Source organism: Sellimonas sp., assembly GCF_047234585.1.
Lineage (GTDB): Bacteria > Bacillota > Clostridia > Lachnospirales > Lachnospiraceae > Sellimonas > Sellimonas caecigallum.
Map to the genome: position 1 here is coordinate 1 of NZ_JBKSWG010000010.1, position 17257 is coordinate 17257.

The 17257-nt window shown below is 46.7% G+C and carries 19 protein-coding genes; all 19 read right to left on the minus strand.

Annotated features, from left to right (window positions below; genetic code table 11):
- Positions 1–138 precede the first annotated feature (138 nt).
- Entirely contained in the window at positions 139–1497 is a 1359-nt protein-coding gene (radA, locus tag ACLROL_RS05370) for a DNA repair protein RadA (protein WP_087202795.1), read from the minus strand.
- 248 nt (positions 1498–1745) lie between these two features.
- Positions 1746–2159 carry an endosialidase gene (locus ACLROL_RS05375; RefSeq protein WP_087202796.1) on the minus strand — a complete coding sequence of 138 codons (414 nt, stop codon included), beginning with the start codon at positions 2157–2159 and terminating at the stop codon, positions 1746–1748.
- 251 nt (positions 2160–2410) lie between these two features.
- The gene (locus ACLROL_RS05380) at positions 2411–2806 is read right to left on the minus strand and encodes a HEPN domain-containing protein (RefSeq protein WP_087202799.1); all 396 of its coding nucleotides are present in this window, start codon (positions 2804–2806) and stop codon (positions 2411–2413) included.
- Entirely contained in the window at positions 2803–3177 is a 375-nt protein-coding gene (locus tag ACLROL_RS05385; protein WP_287448819.1) for a nucleotidyltransferase domain-containing protein, read from the minus strand. The genes ACLROL_RS05380 and ACLROL_RS05385 overlap by 4 nt, the downstream gene beginning before the upstream one ends.
- The gene (locus ACLROL_RS05390) at positions 3177–5624 is read right to left on the minus strand and encodes an ATP-dependent Clp protease ATP-binding subunit (protein WP_287448821.1); all 2448 of its coding nucleotides are present in this window, start codon (positions 5622–5624) and stop codon (positions 3177–3179) included. The genes ACLROL_RS05385 and ACLROL_RS05390 overlap by 1 nt, the downstream gene beginning before the upstream one ends.
- Before the next feature lie 21 nt (positions 5625–5645).
- Complete coding sequence (locus tag ACLROL_RS05395; RefSeq protein WP_087202861.1) at positions 5646–6020, minus strand: GntR family transcriptional regulator; 375 nt, start codon at positions 6018–6020, stop codon at positions 5646–5648.
- Positions 6021–6109: 89 nt separating this feature from the next.
- The gene (gene cysK / locus ACLROL_RS05400) at positions 6110–7036 is read right to left on the minus strand and encodes a cysteine synthase A (RefSeq protein WP_087202804.1); all 927 of its coding nucleotides are present in this window, start codon (positions 7034–7036) and stop codon (positions 6110–6112) included.
- A 129-nt stretch (positions 7037–7165) separates the two neighbouring features.
- Positions 7166–8440, minus strand: coding sequence for a phosphoribosylamine--glycine ligase (gene purD, locus ACLROL_RS05405; protein WP_087202805.1), 1275 nt, complete (start codon positions 8438–8440; stop codon positions 7166–7168).
- Positions 8441–8450: 10 nt separating this feature from the next.
- A complete protein-coding gene (purN, locus tag ACLROL_RS05410) occupies positions 8451–9077 on the minus strand; it encodes a phosphoribosylglycinamide formyltransferase (RefSeq protein ID WP_087202807.1) in 627 nt (208 codons plus the stop codon).
- Positions 9071–10096: a phosphoribosylformylglycinamidine cyclo-ligase gene (gene purM, locus ACLROL_RS05415; protein ID WP_087202809.1), complete on the minus strand. Its 1026-nt coding sequence runs from the start codon at positions 10094–10096 to the stop codon at positions 9071–9073. The genes purN and purM overlap by 7 nt, the downstream gene beginning before the upstream one ends.
- A gap of 35 nt (positions 10097–10131) precedes the next feature.
- Complete coding sequence (purE, locus tag ACLROL_RS05420; RefSeq protein ID WP_087202812.1) at positions 10132–10653, minus strand: 5-(carboxyamino)imidazole ribonucleotide mutase; 522 nt, start codon at positions 10651–10653, stop codon at positions 10132–10134.
- A gap of 149 nt (positions 10654–10802) precedes the next feature.
- Complete coding sequence (locus ACLROL_RS05425; protein ID WP_413067447.1) at positions 10803–12866, minus strand: aminopeptidase; 2064 nt, start codon at positions 12864–12866, stop codon at positions 10803–10805.
- Between the two features lie 3 nt (positions 12867–12869).
- Positions 12870–13256, minus strand: a complete 387-nt coding sequence (locus tag ACLROL_RS05430; protein WP_087202815.1) for a DUF6142 family protein — start codon at positions 13254–13256, stop codon at positions 12870–12872.
- The gene (locus ACLROL_RS05435) at positions 13219–13710 is read right to left on the minus strand and encodes a VanZ family protein (protein WP_087202817.1); all 492 of its coding nucleotides are present in this window, start codon (positions 13708–13710) and stop codon (positions 13219–13221) included. The genes ACLROL_RS05430 and ACLROL_RS05435 overlap by 38 nt, the downstream gene beginning before the upstream one ends.
- 13 nt (positions 13711–13723) lie before the next feature.
- Positions 13724–13876, minus strand: a complete 153-nt coding sequence (locus ACLROL_RS05440; protein WP_204244068.1) for a hypothetical protein — start codon at positions 13874–13876, stop codon at positions 13724–13726.
- A 14-nt stretch (positions 13877–13890) separates the two neighbouring features.
- A complete protein-coding gene (gene pyrE, locus ACLROL_RS05445; protein WP_087202819.1) occupies positions 13891–14571 on the minus strand; it encodes an orotate phosphoribosyltransferase in 681 nt (226 codons plus the stop codon).
- A gap of 43 nt (positions 14572–14614) precedes the next feature.
- A complete protein-coding gene (locus ACLROL_RS05450; protein WP_087202821.1) occupies positions 14615–15520 on the minus strand; it encodes a dihydroorotate dehydrogenase in 906 nt (301 codons plus the stop codon).
- Positions 15520–16302, minus strand: coding sequence for a dihydroorotate dehydrogenase electron transfer subunit (locus ACLROL_RS05455; RefSeq protein WP_087202823.1), 783 nt, complete (start codon positions 16300–16302; stop codon positions 15520–15522). Before ACLROL_RS05455 ends, ACLROL_RS05450 begins: the two co-directional genes overlap by 1 nt.
- Positions 16303–16323: 21 nt before the next feature.
- Entirely contained in the window at positions 16324–17250 is a 927-nt protein-coding gene (gene pyrF / locus ACLROL_RS05460) for an orotidine-5'-phosphate decarboxylase (protein WP_087202825.1), read from the minus strand.
- Positions 17251–17257: the final 7 nt, after the last annotated feature.

Consider the following 17257-nt stretch of genomic DNA (forward strand, 5'->3'; position numbering starts at 1 on the left):
TAAATGTCAACACCTTTTTTCTACTTTTTTTGATTTTTTTCGGAGAAGGTGTTTTTGCCGCATTGTAAGGTCTGATAACCGGAAAACAGGTCTGAGCATTTCCGAAAAGAAATCTCAGACCTGAATCCACAAAACCGACTATCTGAAGTACGAAATTGCTTCTCCAACATTGCTGACTCCCACAATCTTCATTCCATCTATGTGTCCCACTGTTTCTTTTGATACTTCCGGGATCACGCACGTGTTAAACCCAAGTTTTTTTGCTTCCATCACTCGCTGTTTTGCCATGCTGACGGCCCTTACTTCGCCGCTTAAGCCAACTTCTCCAAAGACAACTGTGTGCTCGTCCACAGGCCTGTTTTGATAGCTTGATACAAGCGCCATCACGATACCAAGATCGATGGCAGGTTCATTCATCTTAATCCCTCCCGCAATATTGACATAAGCATCACAGTCTCCCAATGGCATACCGAGACGCTTTTCCAGTACTGCCATGAGAAGATTCACTCGATTATAATCTGTCCCTGCTGCCGTTCTTCTTGGCATTCCGAAATTTGTATGACAGACGAGGGCCTGGATTTCCAGAAGAATCGGGCGGGTTCCTTCCATAGAACAGGCCACCACAGACCCGGAGGCGTTCTCCGGACGCCCATTCAGCATAAATTCCGATGGATTTTTCACTTCCTTCAGACCATTTTCCCTCATCTCAAACACTCCGATTTCATTAGTCGATCCAAATCTGTTTTTGACGCCCCGCAAGATCCTGTAGGAAGCATGCCTGTCTCCTTCAAAGTACAAAACCGTGTCCACCATATGTTCCAGCACTCTCGGGCCGGCCACCGTCCCTTCTTTTGTCACATGACCTACGATAAAAATCGTAATGCCGAGACCTTTTGCCAGGTGCATCAATGTATTCGTTGCTTCCCGCACCTGTGATACGCTTCCCGGCGCAGAACCAATTTCCTCACTGTACATGGTCTGAATAGAATCGATCACTACCATCCCTGGTTTCCGGTTCCTGATGACATCTTCCACGCTCTCAAGATTCGTCTCACAAAGAAGCTCCACATGTTCAGAAAATTCCCCCATCCGGTCCGCTCTCAGTTTGATCTGACGTGCGGACTCTTCACCGGATATATACAAAACGGGCTCTCCTTTTTCTCCAAGTGTCTGGCACACTTGAAGAAGCAACGTCGATTTCCCGATACCCGGATCTCCTCCTACGAGAACAAGTGATCCCCTTACAATACCACCCCCAAGAACGCGGTCCAGTTCCTCCATAGCAGTCTTGATACGATCCTCCCCCACTGTCTTCACATTCGAAAGGGAAAGTACTTCCGCCCTCTTTCGCTCTGCTTGTCCTACTGATTTTGTCGGAAGCGCTTTTTCTTCCACGAATGTATTCCATTCTTTGCAGGCCGGGCACTGACCAAGCCATTTTGCTTCTTCGTGTCCGCAGTTCTGACAGAAAAATACGGTTTTCTTCGTTTTTGCCATTGTTTTTCTCCCCATCTATTCATTGTAATCAATCTGTTCTCAAGTACATTTATCTTATTAAAATTTTTTTACTATTTTATAATAGTGATACTGAAAATACAAGGTATATTGAAAGAATCTCAGAATGCATGGTACAAATGCACGCTCGCATAAAATCATTAGGATTCTCAAAGGTTTGATGGAAAGCAAAAGATCCTGCGAACGCTTTACGGCATTTGCAGGCTCTTTTTCATCGGCTTAAAATATTCTTATGCTTTTACAATTTTGACACTTACTTCTGCACCGGCATTTAACTCTGCGCTCACGCTAAGCTTTCCGCTGAGATTTGTCTTCATTTTCCCAACATTTGTGTCATTCATATATACCGTATATTCTGTACCGGCCTCCAGTTCCACTGTAAACTGGACATCTTTTTCTCCTGATACGACAAATTCTACCGTGTCCTCTGTCACTTTGAATTTCTCTACCGCTGTCCCTGGAACAGACTCATAGATTAACATCCCATTTTTCTCTAACTTTGTAATTTCAGCAAAAGTTTTTACTTTATATAAATCGCCCTGGAACTCAAAATTTTCCAATTTTGTTTTGGAAGTCAGCGTATAGTCTCCAAAGCTCAATGTCCCATCATTTTCTACTCGCAATAATTCTTTTACCGCAGCCATTTTGTAATCCTCCTAATGGTATTCTTTCGTTTTTTCATATTATATAATAACTGAATCTCTTTTGCCAGCTATTTTCTGTTTTGTAATAAAATTTATATCTTTTTTATATATTTTATCTCCTTGCCAGGTTGCATTGATATGTCCTTTTAAATAAACGATCATTCAAAAAACATCTCCACAGAAATTAAATGAAAGGCTGTACCTCTCATTCCTGTGGAGATATTTTTCATTGGATCTGTAAGATAAGCATACTATCTCAAGTCCAGTGTCTTTAATTTTTCTACTGTATCATACATGATGGCAAGACATTTCCCAAACTCTTTCTCTGTGACAACCGAGAAATCGTCTCCTGGATATCTCGCGTCAAAATAAAAGTCTGTAAGATATGCGAGTCCTATCGTATCAAGATCAAGATCCGGGTACATCTCGTTTAGCCTGGAAGCAATCCGCTTCATATTATGCTTTCTAAGCAGATCAGACACATCTTCATCGACAAGCAGCTTATCCAGATAACCTTTCAGATATTTTTCTGCCACTTGCTGGCATTGTACTGCAAGCTGATTATAAAACCTGCTCCCGCTTTTCACTACTGATTCCAGATATTCCAGATCATTTTGTGCAATATCGATATAGGAATTTTTGATCATCCTCTTACCTCCAATATCAATTTCTTATCTCTGTCCAATTCCGCATGAAAAACAGAAGCTTCCACTTTTGTTTCTTCATTCATAAAGACGACATCCGTCCTGACTCCGTCTTTCTCCTCATCAAGTGTCCACCGAATATCTGCTGCCAGACTGCGATCCTGCAGTTTTTTCTCCGTGACAATGAGAAGATCAATATCGCTTGTGCTGCGCACTTCTTTGCGCGCGCAGCTCCCAAACAGATACACTCTTTGCAATCCTGGAATTTGCTTTTCCAATATATAATTCAAATCCAAGTCTATCTTCCTTACAAACCTTTCTGGAAGGTTAGCATACTCATCACGAAAAACTGTTGCCCTTTTCTCTGTTTTCATTAATGTTCTTCCTTATCCTGGACATTTACTTTCGTAAACTTTATCTGCTTTCTGGACATTCCCGCTTCCACTGTGTCTCCCCTTTTGATCTCGCCGTTTAAGATCGCTTCTGTCATAGGATCTTCCAGTTCACTTTGAAGTGCGCGGCGGAGCGGGCGGGCGCCGTATTTTCTGTCATTTCCTTTTTCTACAATGGCCTTCTTCACAGAATCACGAATTTTCAGTGTGATATCAAGCTGCACTTTCGCCCGTTTGATGAGGTCTTTGCACAGAAGCCCTACGATTTGCTGCAGGTCCTTTTCTGTCAGGGCGTGGAAAACGATGATCTCATCGATTCGGTTCAAAAATTCCGGACGGAAAAGACGCTTAACCTCATCCATGACATTGGACTGCATTTTTTTGTAATCTTCTTTCTCGTCCTGCACCGCATTGAAACCGAGCCGTTTTGCATCCACGATCGCCTGTGCACCTGCGTTGGACGTCATGATAATAACTGTATTAGAAAAATCGATCTTGCGTCCCTGAGAATCTGTGATATGTCCGTCGTCCAGAACCTGGAGCAGGATATTGAATACATCCGGGTGCGCTTTCTCTATCTCATCAAACAACACGACAGAATACGGATGTCTGCGGACTTTTTCACTGAGCTGGCCTCCGTCTTCATGTCCCACATATCCCGGAGGGGATCCGATCATTTTGGAGACGCTGTGTTTCTCCATGTACTCGGACATATCGATCCGGATCATAGCTTCCTCATCTCCGAAAAGAGCCTCCGCCAAAGCCTTGGAAAGTTCTGTCTTTCCCACTCCTGTAGGTCCGAGGAACAAAAATGATCCCACCGGCCGTGTCGGATCTTTCAGGCCTACTCTTCCTCTTTTGACTGCCTTGGCCACGGCGGTTACTGCATCGTTCTGTCCAATGACTCGTTTGTGCAGCACCTGTTCCAGCTTTTTCAGTCTTTCGCTCTCTGTCTGAGCCAGCTTCTTGACTGGTATCTTTGTCCACTCTGCCACTACCTCGGCAATCTCATTATCCGTAAGGACAGTGCTTTTATTTTTCTGCTGTCTTGCCATGCGTTTTTTGGCCTGATCAAGTTTTTTCTTTGTCTCTTCTCTTTCCCTCATCAAAAGGGAAGCTTCTGCCATCCTTCCTTCTTTCACGGCCAGTTCCAGTTCCTGCCCTGCCGACTTCCACAAACTTTCCAGCTTTTCTGCAGATTCCGGCACTTTGTATCCTTTCAGAGCAGCTTTGGAACATGCCTCATCGAGAACGTCGATGGCTTTATCCGGCAGGAAGCGGTCACTGATGTACCGGTCTGAGAGCATGACCGCTGCCTCCAGCGCTTCCTGGCTGATAACGACTTTGTGATGCTCCTCATATTTTTGCTTCAATCCTTGAAGGATCCGGATTGATTCTTCTTTGGAAGGTTCTTCTACCATGACAGGCTGAAATCTTCTTTCCAGTGCTGCATCCTTCTCGATATATTTTCTGTATTCGGTAATGGTCGTGGCTCCGATCAGCTGAATCTCGCCTCTCGCCAATGATGGTTTCAGGATATTGGAGGCGTCCATGGCGCCTTCTGCGCCTCCTGCCCCCACGACCGTGTGAAGCTCGTCCAGAAACAAAATGATGTTCCCTTCTGCCTTCACTTCCGCCACAAGCCGTTTCATCCTTTCCTCAAATTCTCCACGGTACTTGGATCCTGCGATAAGCGCTGCCAGATCAAGGGAAAGGATTCTCTTGTCCTTCATCTTCTCCGGCACCGCCTCCTTCGCAATACGAGCAGCCACACCTTCAATGATGGCCGTCTTTCCGACTCCCGGCTCTCCGACCATACACGGGTTATTTTTTGTCCTCCGGCTTAAGATCTGCATCAGCCTCGTCATCTCATCTTCTCGGCCGATGACCGGATCGAGACGTCCTTCTGCTGCCTGTTCTGTCAGATCGGTACAGTATTGCTCCAGAACACCCGCTTTATTGCCGTTTTCATTCTTTTCCATATATGCTTTCGGATTCTCTCCGATGGCAAACAGGATGTCCTGCAGCACTTTCTGCAGATTTACATTCAAAGTGATCAGAATTCTTGCCGCCACACACTCCACATCATGTACCACAGCAAGGAGCAGGTGCTCCGTCCCTATCTTTTTCGAGCGGAGTTTCTCCGCTTCCCCTGCGCTTTCTTCCAGTATAAAAAGAAACCTTGGGCTTTCCTCCGGTGTCTTGCCGGATATTTCCCCGACAGGAGATACAAGTTCCCCTACTACTTTTAATATCTCTTCTTTTCTCAGTCCATTCATTTCCAGAACCTGAGCCGCCACTCCTGAATACACCGTGCAAAGTCCAAGAAGCAGATGCTCCGTCCCGATGTAAGGATGCTTCAGCTCTTTCGCATAATTTTTCGCTGCTGTCAGCGTCTCCTTTGCCTGTTCTGTGTAATTTATTTCCATTCGTTTCCTCCTGCTATTTTCTTATTCTGCCTGATATTCCTGGAAAATCTCATCCACAAGCTCGTGTACTTCATTCCTGGTAATATTTCTGCAGCATCCCCGCGCCAGTATCAGGCGGAGCTGCTTTTTCATATCCGCCAGCGCCTCCAGCTTGTCGGTGCTGACTGCGATCACTGCCCCTTTTCTACGGTCAAGCTTTATGAACCCCTCCTGCTTCAACACGGAGTAAGCTTTGTTGACCGTATGCATATTGACTCCGATCTTCTCAGACAGTTTTCGCACTGACGGAAGGGAATCTCCCTCCTGGATCTCCGCAACAGCGATGCCCATGATGATCTGATTGCGAAGCTGCATGTAGATTGCTTCATCACTGTTAAAATCAATCTCTATGATAATTTCTTTCATATTTTCCGCTCTTTTCTTCCGTATTTGTTACACCAATCATATAACAGATGCACATGTTTTGTAAATACAAAACTGAAAAATCAGGCAAACAGCGGGGTGGAAAAATATCGTTCCGCTGTATCTGGTAGGATTGTCACAACCGTCTTACCTTTCCCCAACTCTCTGGCAAGTCTTCTGGCTGCTGCCACGTTCGTTCCACCGGAAATACCGCACATCAGTCCTTCTTTGGCTGCCAGCTCCTTTGCCGTCTCAATGGCTTCATCGTCTGTGACAATCGCGATTCTATCATATATTTTTGTATCCAGAATATCCGGGATAATACCATCTCCGATCCCCATCTGGATATGTGTGCCTACCGGATGTCCGGAAAGAACTGCCGCATGTTCCGGTTCCACTGCCCAGATTTCTATGTCTGGATTGGCTTCCTTCAACGCCCGTCCCACACCTGTGATCGTTCCTCCCGTTCCAATCCCGGAACAGAAACCGTCGATCTTCTTTTCTGCCTGCCTCAGGATTTCTTTTCCTGTCTTTTCATAATGAACTTTTACATTATTCTCATTTCCAAACTGCTGCGGCACGAAGACATTCGGATCCTCCTCTGCCATCCGCAGTGCGGTGTTCACACATTCCGCAATACATTCCCCGATATTTCCTGCGTCGTGGATCAGCTTGACCTCCGCTCCGTACTGCTTTACAAGTTTTCTTCTCTCTTCGCTGACAGAGTCCGGCATGATGATGACAGTGCGGTATCCTTTGACTGCACCGATAAGTGCAAGCCCGATGCCCTGGTTTCCGCTTGTAGGTTCGACGATCAGACTGTCTTTATTTAGTTTCCCCTCTTTTTCCGCCGCCTCGATCATAGCCAGAGCTGTTCTTGTCTTGATGGAAGCCCCTGCATTGACTGCCTCGAACTTCACAAGAATCTCGGCATCCTCCTTTCCGGTCATGTGCTGCAGACGGATAAGCGGAGTATTTCCTACTGTTTCCAATATATTCTCATAAACCATGTTTTGATTCCTTCTTCCTGTGTCCTGCTCTCTTTTCGTATATTATATGCGCTTTCTATTCATTTTGCAAACACCCAAAAAGCCATCTCCTACCCTTGGGCAAAGAGATGGCTTTTTGTACAACAATATCTACGCCTCGTCTATAGCTTTTCCGATATCGTGTCTCATATATTTGTTTGCAAAAGAGATCCACTCCGTTGCCTTGTAGGCATTGGCGCGTGCTTCCTTGAGAGTCTCGCCTTTGGCCGTGATGCCAAGTACTCGTCCTCCGTTTGTCACGATCTCTCCTTTTTCGTTTACTTTCGTTCCTGCATGGAAACAGTAATATCCTTCTTTTCCTTCGAAATTCTCAAAACCTGTGATTGGGATACCTTTCTCGTATGCTACCGGGTATCCGTCGGATGCCAGTACAACACAGACAGCCGCATTGTCCTCGAATTCCAGTTCCACTTGATCCAGTGTTCCATCGATGCAGGCTTCCATCACATCGATAATGTCATTTTTCATTCTTGGGAGCACTACCTGCGCCTCCGGATCTCCGAATCTCGCATTGTATTCCAGCACTTTTGGTCCGTCTTCTGTGAGCATAAGACCAAAGAAGATGATCCCTTTGAATTCTCTTCCTTCCGCCTTCATGGCATCAACTGTCGGCTGGAACAGTTTCTCCTGACAGTAAGCTGCGATCTCATCTGTAAAAAACGGGCTTGGAGAAAATGTACCCATGCCGCCGGTATTGAGTCCCTGGTCGCCGTCTTTTGCTCTTTTGTGGTCCTGCGCAGAAGTCATTGTTTTTACGACATTTCCGTCCACAAAGGACAGTACGGACACTTCCCGCCCTGTCATAAACTCTTCAACTACCATGGTGTTGCCGGATGCTCCGAATTTTTTGTCTGTCATGATCTCTTTGACGCCTTCTTTTGCCTCTTCCAGAGTGTTGCAGATCAGGACTCCTTTCCCAAGTGCAAGTCCGTCGGCCTTGAGAACGATCGGGAATTTCGCTGTCTCAAGGTAAGCAAGCGCCTTATCAGCATCGTCAAAATTTTCATATGCCGCTGTCGGAATGTTGTATTTTTTCATCAAGTCTTTGGAAAACGCCTTGCTTCCTTCCAGGATCGCGGCGTTCTTTCTCGGACCAAATGCCCGGATTCCCGCAGCCTCCAGCTCATCTACAAGTCCTCCTACGAGGGGATCGTCCATTCCCACAATAGTCAAGTCAACCTCTTTTTCTTTTGCAAAGGCAACAATCTTGTCAAATTCCATCGGCCCGATCGGTGCACATTCCGCGATGCGGGCGATCCCTGCATTTCCAGGGAGACAGTAAATCTTTTCTACTTTGCTGCTTTTTGCAACACTTGCCGCTATGGCGTGCTCTCTTCCGCCTCCGCCTACGATTAATACTTTCATATTGGCCTCCTTATCGTACAATTGTGACATGCCTGCCCTGAACGGATACCTTTCCGTTTGCGATCATATCGATCGCCTTCGGCAGGATGATCCACTCTGCCTGTTCCATCACACGTCTCTGCAGAATTTCCGGTGTGTCTCCGTCCTGTACCTCGACTGCTTTCTGGAGAATGATCGGGCCTGTATCCGTCCCCTCATCCACAAAGTGTACCGTTGCACCAACGACCTTTACCCCTCTTTCCAGGGCCGCCTCATGGACTTTGAGCCCATAGTACCCTGTTCCGCAAAATGCAGGGATCAGAGATGGATGGATGTTGATGATCCGGTTTTCATATTTTCGGATCAGTTCTGACGGGATGACGACAAGAAATCCTGCCAGAACGATCAGATCTGGACAAAGCTCATCGATGGCATCCATCAGCGCCTTGTTGAAATCTGCCCGATCCTGAAATTCCTTCGGAGAAACACATTTCGCCGGAACACCGGCAGCTCTTGCCCTTTCGAGGGCATACGCATTCCTGTTGTTGCTGATGACGCCGACTACTTCCGTATTCGTAATCGTCCCACATTTGACTGCGTCCAGGATGGCCTGGAGGTTTGTGCCTCCCCCGGATACGAGAACTGCTGCTCTTAGCATAATGTTACTCCTTTTTCTCCTGCTTCAATCTGACCGATCACATAGGATGTATCCCCTGCTGCCGCGATGGCGGACATTGCCGCTTCCACATCGCTTTCTTTTACAGCGATGACCATTCCGATTCCCATGTTGAATGTATTATACATCATCTGTTCCTCGATATCTCCTTCTTCTGCAAGCATTTTGAAGATAGCCGGAACTTCATAGCTGTCTTTTCTGATGACTGCATGCGTACCCTCGCGGAGCATACGCGGTACATTCTCATAGAATCCGCCTCCTGTGATATGGCTGCACGCTTTAATCGTCACTCCGGATTTCCGGATACTTTCAAGAGCTTTTACATAAATTCTTGTCGGCTCAAGAAGCGCTTCCCCAAGTGTACGTCCAAGGCATTCGTAGTATGTTTCCAGAGATTCCCGGCTCATATCGAACACTTTTCTCACAAGGGAGAAACCGTTGCTGTGTACTCCTGATGATGCGATTCCGATCAGTACGTCCCCTGCTTCCAGATTTTCTCCTGTGATCATGTCTTTTTTGTCGCAGACTCCCACAGCGAATCCTGCCAGGTCGTACTCATCTTCAGCCATCAGGCCTGGATGCTCCGCTGTCTCTCCGCCGATAAGAGCCGCACCAGACTGGCGGCATCCCTCTGCCACTCCGCTCACGATGGTGGCGATTTTTTCCGGTTCATTTTTTCCACAGGCAATGTAGTCAAGGAAGAACAGCGGTTCGCCGCCGGCACATGCGATGTCATTGACACACATGGCTACTGCGTCGATCCCAATCGTGTCGTGCTTGTCCAAAACCATGGCAAGCTTTACTTTTGTCCCGCATCCATCTGTGCCGGACAGCAGCACAGGCTCGTCCATCTCCTTGATTTTTGCCAGTGAAAAAGCTCCTGAAAATCCGCCCAGTCCTCCGATGACTTCCGGACGCATCGTCTTTTTGATGTGTTCTTTCATCAACTCGACTGATTTGTAACCAGCTTCAATATCTACTCCAGCGTTCTTATAATCCATGATTCATCCTCCATTAAATGGATCTGAGCGATCCCCTATTTTGCTGCTTTCTGAGCCAAGTATTCTTTGTATCCGATTTTTGCAAGTTTTTCTGCTTTTGCTTCCACTTCTTCTTTCATCTCTTTCGTAAACGCTTTCAGGCGTCCCAAAAGTTCCGGATCGGATGTAGCCAGGATCTTTGCAGCCAGGATTGCTGCATTCTTTCCTCCGTCGATGGCTACTGTCGCAACCGGGATTCCAGGCGGCATCTGTACGATAGAATAAAGTGCATCCTGTCCGTCCAGAACTTTTCCTGTCATTGGGATACCGATAACCGGCATCGGGAAGATCGCTGCGCACATTCCCGGAAGGTGTGCTGCCATCCCTGCTCCGGCGATGATCACTTTGAAGTCTTTTTCTTCCGCAGATTTTGCATATTCATAGAATACATCCGGTTCACGGTGTGCGGAAATGATCGTCATTTCATACTCCACTCCTAATTTTTCCAGCATGTCCGCGGCCTGACCCATGACTTTCATATCAGAATCACTGCCCATTACAATTCCTACTTTTGGCATAATGTCCATCCTTTCTGCTTTTGCATGATTTATAAGTTTTCTAATAAATAATTTCCTATTTATAAGTCATTTTACTAATACAAGCGGGCTCTGTCAACCAGATGCCCGCCTGTACAGTGATTATAATTTCTTATAACTGTAGTCCCGTCTTACTTATGACTTTCTTCCCACGCATCCAAAGGCTCATTGAGCATCTCTGTCCCTTGCAAGACAAACCGTCCGTCTTTTATGATCAGCATACCGCTTCCGTCCGGTCGGATTACTTCGATCTCATCCAGTTCATCGTATGGGATAGTAATATCCGTGTGACAGTGGAAATACGCTTTCTCCGGCTGATCTTTTCTCAGAATGGAGATCTCGTTATCCCTTGCCACGATCTCTTTTCCGTTTAGATTGAAGACCTTTGTGTCTTCGCTGTAGCTATAACACGTATCGCCCACAGCAAAATGCGGTCCTGTCTTCTCGGCGATCAGCACCGGGAATTTTTCTTCGATGCCGTATCTGCGTCCTGCTACGTAGGCTGTCGTATTTGTCCCGATGGCAAACTCTCCCATCGGAAGAGTGTCCTGATTAAACAGGATATTTTCTTTTATATAAGCCTTTCCAGCTTCCTTGTCTTCAAAGTTTCCGCATCTGTAATCTGTAATCATCCCATCCTGGAATGCCAGTTCCAGATCCACGTACTGAAGATCCTTCAGATATGCTTTGCTCACATGGAGCACCCCATTGGTTCCTTTCAGCACAGGGGAAGTAAATACTTCTCCTACCGGAATATTGACGTCGGCTACACAGTTTTCAAAAACAGTCTCCTTTTCCGGATCAGAAAGCCGGCAAAGTGCTACTGTCAGATCTGTCCGGTTGCCGCCTTTTCCAAGAATGTGAACTTTCTCCCCTTTGTCAAGTGCATCGATAATGATCTGCTGGACTTTTGAGTAAGCCTCAGAATCCAGTGTGTTGATCCGAATCGTCTCCTGAAAAATCTCATCGAAATCTGCTCCGATCTCTGGAACCGGGTACGCGACGATCGTAAAGCTCCGCTCTTCCCCTTTGATATACATGTTTGTAATCTGCGCCGCTTTCCCGTCAAAGGAGACGAGAAGCTCTTCCTGCTTTTTGCTGAAGCTTATCGCTTCCGGTTTTCTCTCCGGAGAAAACGGCTTCTCTCCAAACACTTCCATGACCGCTGGTCCTGCAAATCCCGCCGCAAGGTCTTTCTTCTGTTCGTACACTGTCTTCATGACCTCGAGCCTTCTCTCTATAAACCGCTTGTCCAAAAAGAGCGCCATGTCATTTTTGTGGTCATAATCATACTGTTTGTTTGGATTGCCTCCAAAATAACCGTTCTTTGCCGCTCCTCTCCGGACAATCGCGCTTCCACCGGCCCTGTAGATGGACGGGGAAAGTCCCATCTTGGCAAAATTTTCGATGGCCGCCCGGATAACCCGCTCGAATCCGATCTTATAGCGTATGTTGACCGTTGATTTCTTCGACAGATCTTTATTTCCAAGTACAAATCCCATCCTGAAACCTTCCGTATATACATCCGCCATCTTCTGAATCGTCTCTTCCGAAAGCCCGTTCAGATACTCTGCCGTGCGGATCTCATTTTCCGTGATGTACTCGCCAAAGCGATACAGATATCTGAGATCGTTCAAATCACTTTTGCAGATAATGTCATATGCAAAAGACCTGCCCGGATCGATCTGGTCGAGAATCCGATCCGCTGCAAACACTTCACAGTAATCATTTGCGTACCAGTAAAGGATGTCGGCAATCCTTTCATATGCTGGTTCTTCCTCTTCCTCAAAACAGTTGTAAATCTCGATGAACAATTCATTTAAGATTGCCAGATATTCTGTCTTCTTCTCATATGCATACACGATCCCTGTCCGCATTTCTGCATAGACTGCACTCAAAAACCTGCCGAACTTCTCTCCGAATTTTTCCGTCGCATACTTTGGATCCGCATAGCTTGTCCCATAATTCCCCGGAAGGATGTCTTCATAAAGCGACTGATTTTCTTCCTTTATCTCTTTTTCTGAAATCGTTTCCCAGTCTCTTTCCTTTTTCAGAACTTCCGAAAGCTGAAGCAAAAATGCTGCCGTCTTTCGGAAGTAGTCACGGTATTTTCCCTTTGTGGTCTCCTCTCTCAGGATCTCCTGAAGCCTCCCGAGCGTGAGATCATATCGCTCTGTTACAAATGATTCTTCCATGTCCTATATCAGCCCCCTGATAAATATTCCTGCAAAGCCAGCCAGCAAAAGCATATTGCAGACTACTCCTACCTTGCATGTAATATAATTTTTATCCCGCTCCTTAAATCCACGGAATCCTGTTATGATGCCGGTCCACGATCCAAAAAACGTTACCAGCGCAAGCCCACCGATCCAGGCCGGAGCATTTCCCTTTGTCACACATGAAATAACGATCATCGCAATCAGCGTGGCAAAGATCAGCCCCGCATAAACACAGGAAGACACTCCCCTCCTGGAATGGAGAAGCCTGTCCTTATCTTGTTTCCTGCTGTGCTTTTTCCGCCCTCTCTCTTGTCTGTTCCGGACTTTCTCACGTCCTCTTTCTTCGCCTCTGTGTCTTCTTAACATAGCGTCTCCTTATTCCATTGCAAATCATAAAAAGAATATACCCAAATAAACCGCCGATGGTATTTAAAAGCAAATCATCCACATCGAAGCTTCCCACTTTTGTCAGAAGCTGAAATACTTCCACAAAAAAACTTAGCCCGAAACTGTAGAATACCGTAAGGAAAAAGCTTCTGTTCCAGTATCTGCTGGCCATAGGCATAAAAAATCCAAACGGTATGAAGATAAGCACATTCCCGGCCAGATTGGCAAATGTCAGAAATCCGAGCTGCTCTCTGTAGATCCAGAATCTCCTTATCTCCCGGAATAATTCCAGGTTATAATGGTATTCCCGCATACCGGCGCTGTTTCTGCCGTACCAGTCTGAGAAAAGCAGAAACCAGAACAGGAATAAAATATATAAAACGAACAATAGTTTTCCGAAACGTCTAAGCCATTTCTTGTCTTGTGTCCTCACTGCTCATCCCCGCCTAAAATGTCAGACGCTTCTGATTCTTAAACAGACGGGCGCCTCCGATGATCGAAAGGATGCCGCACACCACGCCTACAGTTATCATGACCACACCGACAGCGATGTTTCCCGCTCCTATGACTCCCATGTTACGGTATACTTTTTCCTCCATGCCTTCAAGCCTCCTTATTTCACTCCATACTGTTCATAATATGCATCAATCGCTGATTTTAATGCATCATCGATGACAATACGGCCCTGGCACGGCTTATTGTACAGGTGTTCCACCACTTCTTCCATCGTCACAATGGCATTTGTCTCAAATCCGTACAGATCTTTTACTTCATCAAGCGCGCACTTCTCCCCGCCTTTTCCGACTTCCATACGGTTCAAAGAAACCATAAGTCCTACAATCTCCACATCTGCTGCACCTGTTACCTTCGGCACTGTCTCTTCCATAGACTTTCCGGATGTGGTCACGTCTTCGATCATAATGACTCTGTCTCCATCTTTCAGCTTGCTTCCAAGGAAACTTCCCTTATCTGCTCCGTGATCCTTCTCCTCCTTGCGATCTGAACAGTAGCGTACTTCCTTTCCGTACAGTTCGCTGTATGCGATAGCTGTCACTACACCAAGCGGAATCCCTTTGTACGCCGGTCCGAACAGCACATCAAAATCGTCTCCGTATGTATTGTGGATCGCCTTTGCATAGTACTCGCCAAGTTTTTTCAACTGTGATCCTGTCACATAGGCTCCTGCATTCATAAAGAACGGAGATTTCCTTCCGCTTTTCAAAGTAAATTCTCCAAACTTCAGCACGTCGCTCTCCACCATAAACTCAATAAATTCCTGCTTATACTGTTCCATATCTCATTAACCTCCATATTTATGGGCTTTTATGCTCTTTGTTCTATTTTACGATACCGACCATGTCAGCCACCGTTCCAAATCCGTTTTTGTCCATGTAGGCTTCGATTCCTGCAGCGATCTCTTCCGTGACGTTTGGCTGGAAAAAGTTTGCTGTTCCGACGGACACTGCGCTTGCTCCCGCAAGAAGAAACTCCACAGCGTCTTCCCAAGTGGAGATACCTCCCATTCCGATGACCGGAATGGCCACCGCATTTGCCACCTGGTACACCATGCGTACCGCGATCGGTTTCACGATCGGCCCGGATACTCCTCCTGTCTTATTGGCCAGGACAAACTGTCTTCTGTTGATATCGATCTTCATACCGGTCAGTGTATTGATGAGGGATACCGCATCCGCTCCCCCTGCTTCTACCGCCCTTGCCATCTCGGTAATGTCTGTGACATTCGGGCTCAGCTTCATGATAACCGGCTGTTTTGCGTATTTCTTCACTGCTTTTGTGATGGCTTCTGCGGCTTTTGGATTCTGGCCGAATGCGATTCCTCCTTCTTTCACATTCGGGCAGGAGATGTTGATCTCCAGCATATCCACGTCCTCATTGGCCAGTCGTTCTACGACTTCACAGTAGTCTTCCTCTGAACGTCCGCACACATTTACGATGATGTTCGTATCATACTGGCGCAGAAACGGGATATCTCTCTCGCAGAACACATCAATCCCTGGATTCTGGAGTCCCACCGCGTTCATCATTCCACCGTACACTTCCGCTACGCGCGGCGTCGCGTTTCCTTCCCACGGTACGTTGGCCACCCCTTTTGTCGTGACAGCTCCAAGTTTATTCAGATCCACGAAATCACAAAACTCTGCACCGGATCCAAATGTCCCGGATGCTGTTGTAACCGGATTTTTCCATTCTACTCCCGCGATATTTACTCTTGTATCAGCCATTATAATTCCACCTCCGTAGAAAGAAATACCGGACCATCTTTACAGATTCGTGCATTGTGTACATGGCTGTGATGATCAACTCCCTTTGTCTTGCACACACACGCAAGGCAGGCTCCGATCCCGCAGGCCATTCTCTCTTCCAGAGAGATGTAACACGAAATTCCTTTTTCTTCGGCATACGATTTGATTGCCCGAAGCATCGGCGTCGGTCCGCACGCATAGATCACATCTGCCGTGATATCATTTTCCCGGATGGCGTCCATGACATTTCCTTTTGTTCCCACGCTTCCATCTTCTGTGGATATATAGACGCTTCCATTAGCCTCAAACTCTTCTCTCAAAAAAGTCTGGGCATCGCGATACCCTACGATAATCTGTTTTTCACAGTCAAGCTGTTTTGCCAGTTCTAAGATCGGCGGTACTCCGATCCCTCCGCCCATGAGAAACGCCTTCTTTCCGCGTGCCGCTTCCAGCGGGAAGCCGTTTCCAAGCGGTCCGATGACCGGAAGAGTGTCTCCTTCCTTCATCCTTGAAAATTCTTCTGTCCCGGTATGTTCCCCGGTTACCCGGTATACGACCCGGAGCATTCCTTTTTCTTTGTCAATCTCACAGATACTGATCGGTCGCGGCAGCAGCTTTGTTCCATCGTTTGTGTACATGGAAATAAACTGTCCCGGAACCGCGTTCTGCGATGCTTTCGTCTTCAGCCACATACTGAAGATTCCATCTGCCAGCTGCTCCTGTGAAGAGACAACTGCCAATTCTTTTTCTCTTTCTGCCATTTCGTTTTCCCCTTGCCTGATTTATCTGTTGCCGAGCGCCTGGCTGATATCTGCGATCATATCTTCCACTGCCGCTCTTGATGCATCAGCAAAATTCTCAGCTCCAAATTTTGCGTATTTTTCCTGTTTATATGCTGCAATGATACCTCTTGACGAGTTGACGATAGCACCAAGTCCGTCTTCATTGAAGAAATGTACAAGGTCTTTTCCCTGTCCTCCCTGGGCTCCGTAACCCGGTACGAGGATGTAGGATTTCGGCATGATCTTTCTGAGCACTTTTCCCATCTCCGGATATGTCGCGCCTACTACCGCTCCAATGTAGCTGTACTCATCTCCCATGCAGCTTTCTCCCCACTCTGCCACTTTCTCTCCGACCAGTTCATAGAGCGGGCGTCCATCGATCAGCTGATCCTGAAATTCTCCGCTTGATGGATTGGATGTCTTTACAAGGATGAAAAGTCCTTTTTTCTCTTCTTTGCAGACATCGATGAACGGGTTCACTCCGTCTGATCCGAGGTACGGATTGACCGTCACAAAATCTTCGTCAAACGGTGCATAGCTCTTGCTTCCAACTGTCACTTTTCCGATATGGCCTGTCGCATAGGCAGCGGAAGTAGAGCCGATATCGCCGCGCTTGATATCTCCGATGACAACCAGTCCTTTTTCCTTACAGTAATCAACAGTCTTTTTGAAGGCCATCAGACCCGGGATCCCAAACTGCTCATACATAGCGATCTGTGGTTTTACTGCTGGGATCAGATCGTATGTCTGATCTACAATGGCTTTGTTAAACTGCCAGATTGCCTCTGCCGCCCCATCCAGCGTTTCTCCAAACTCTCCAAACGCCTTTTCCTTAACGTGATCCGGAATATAGCCCAGCATCGGATCCAGTCCTACTACGATCGGTGCATTTGTCTTTTTGATATTTTCCACTAATTTATTGATCATATTTCTT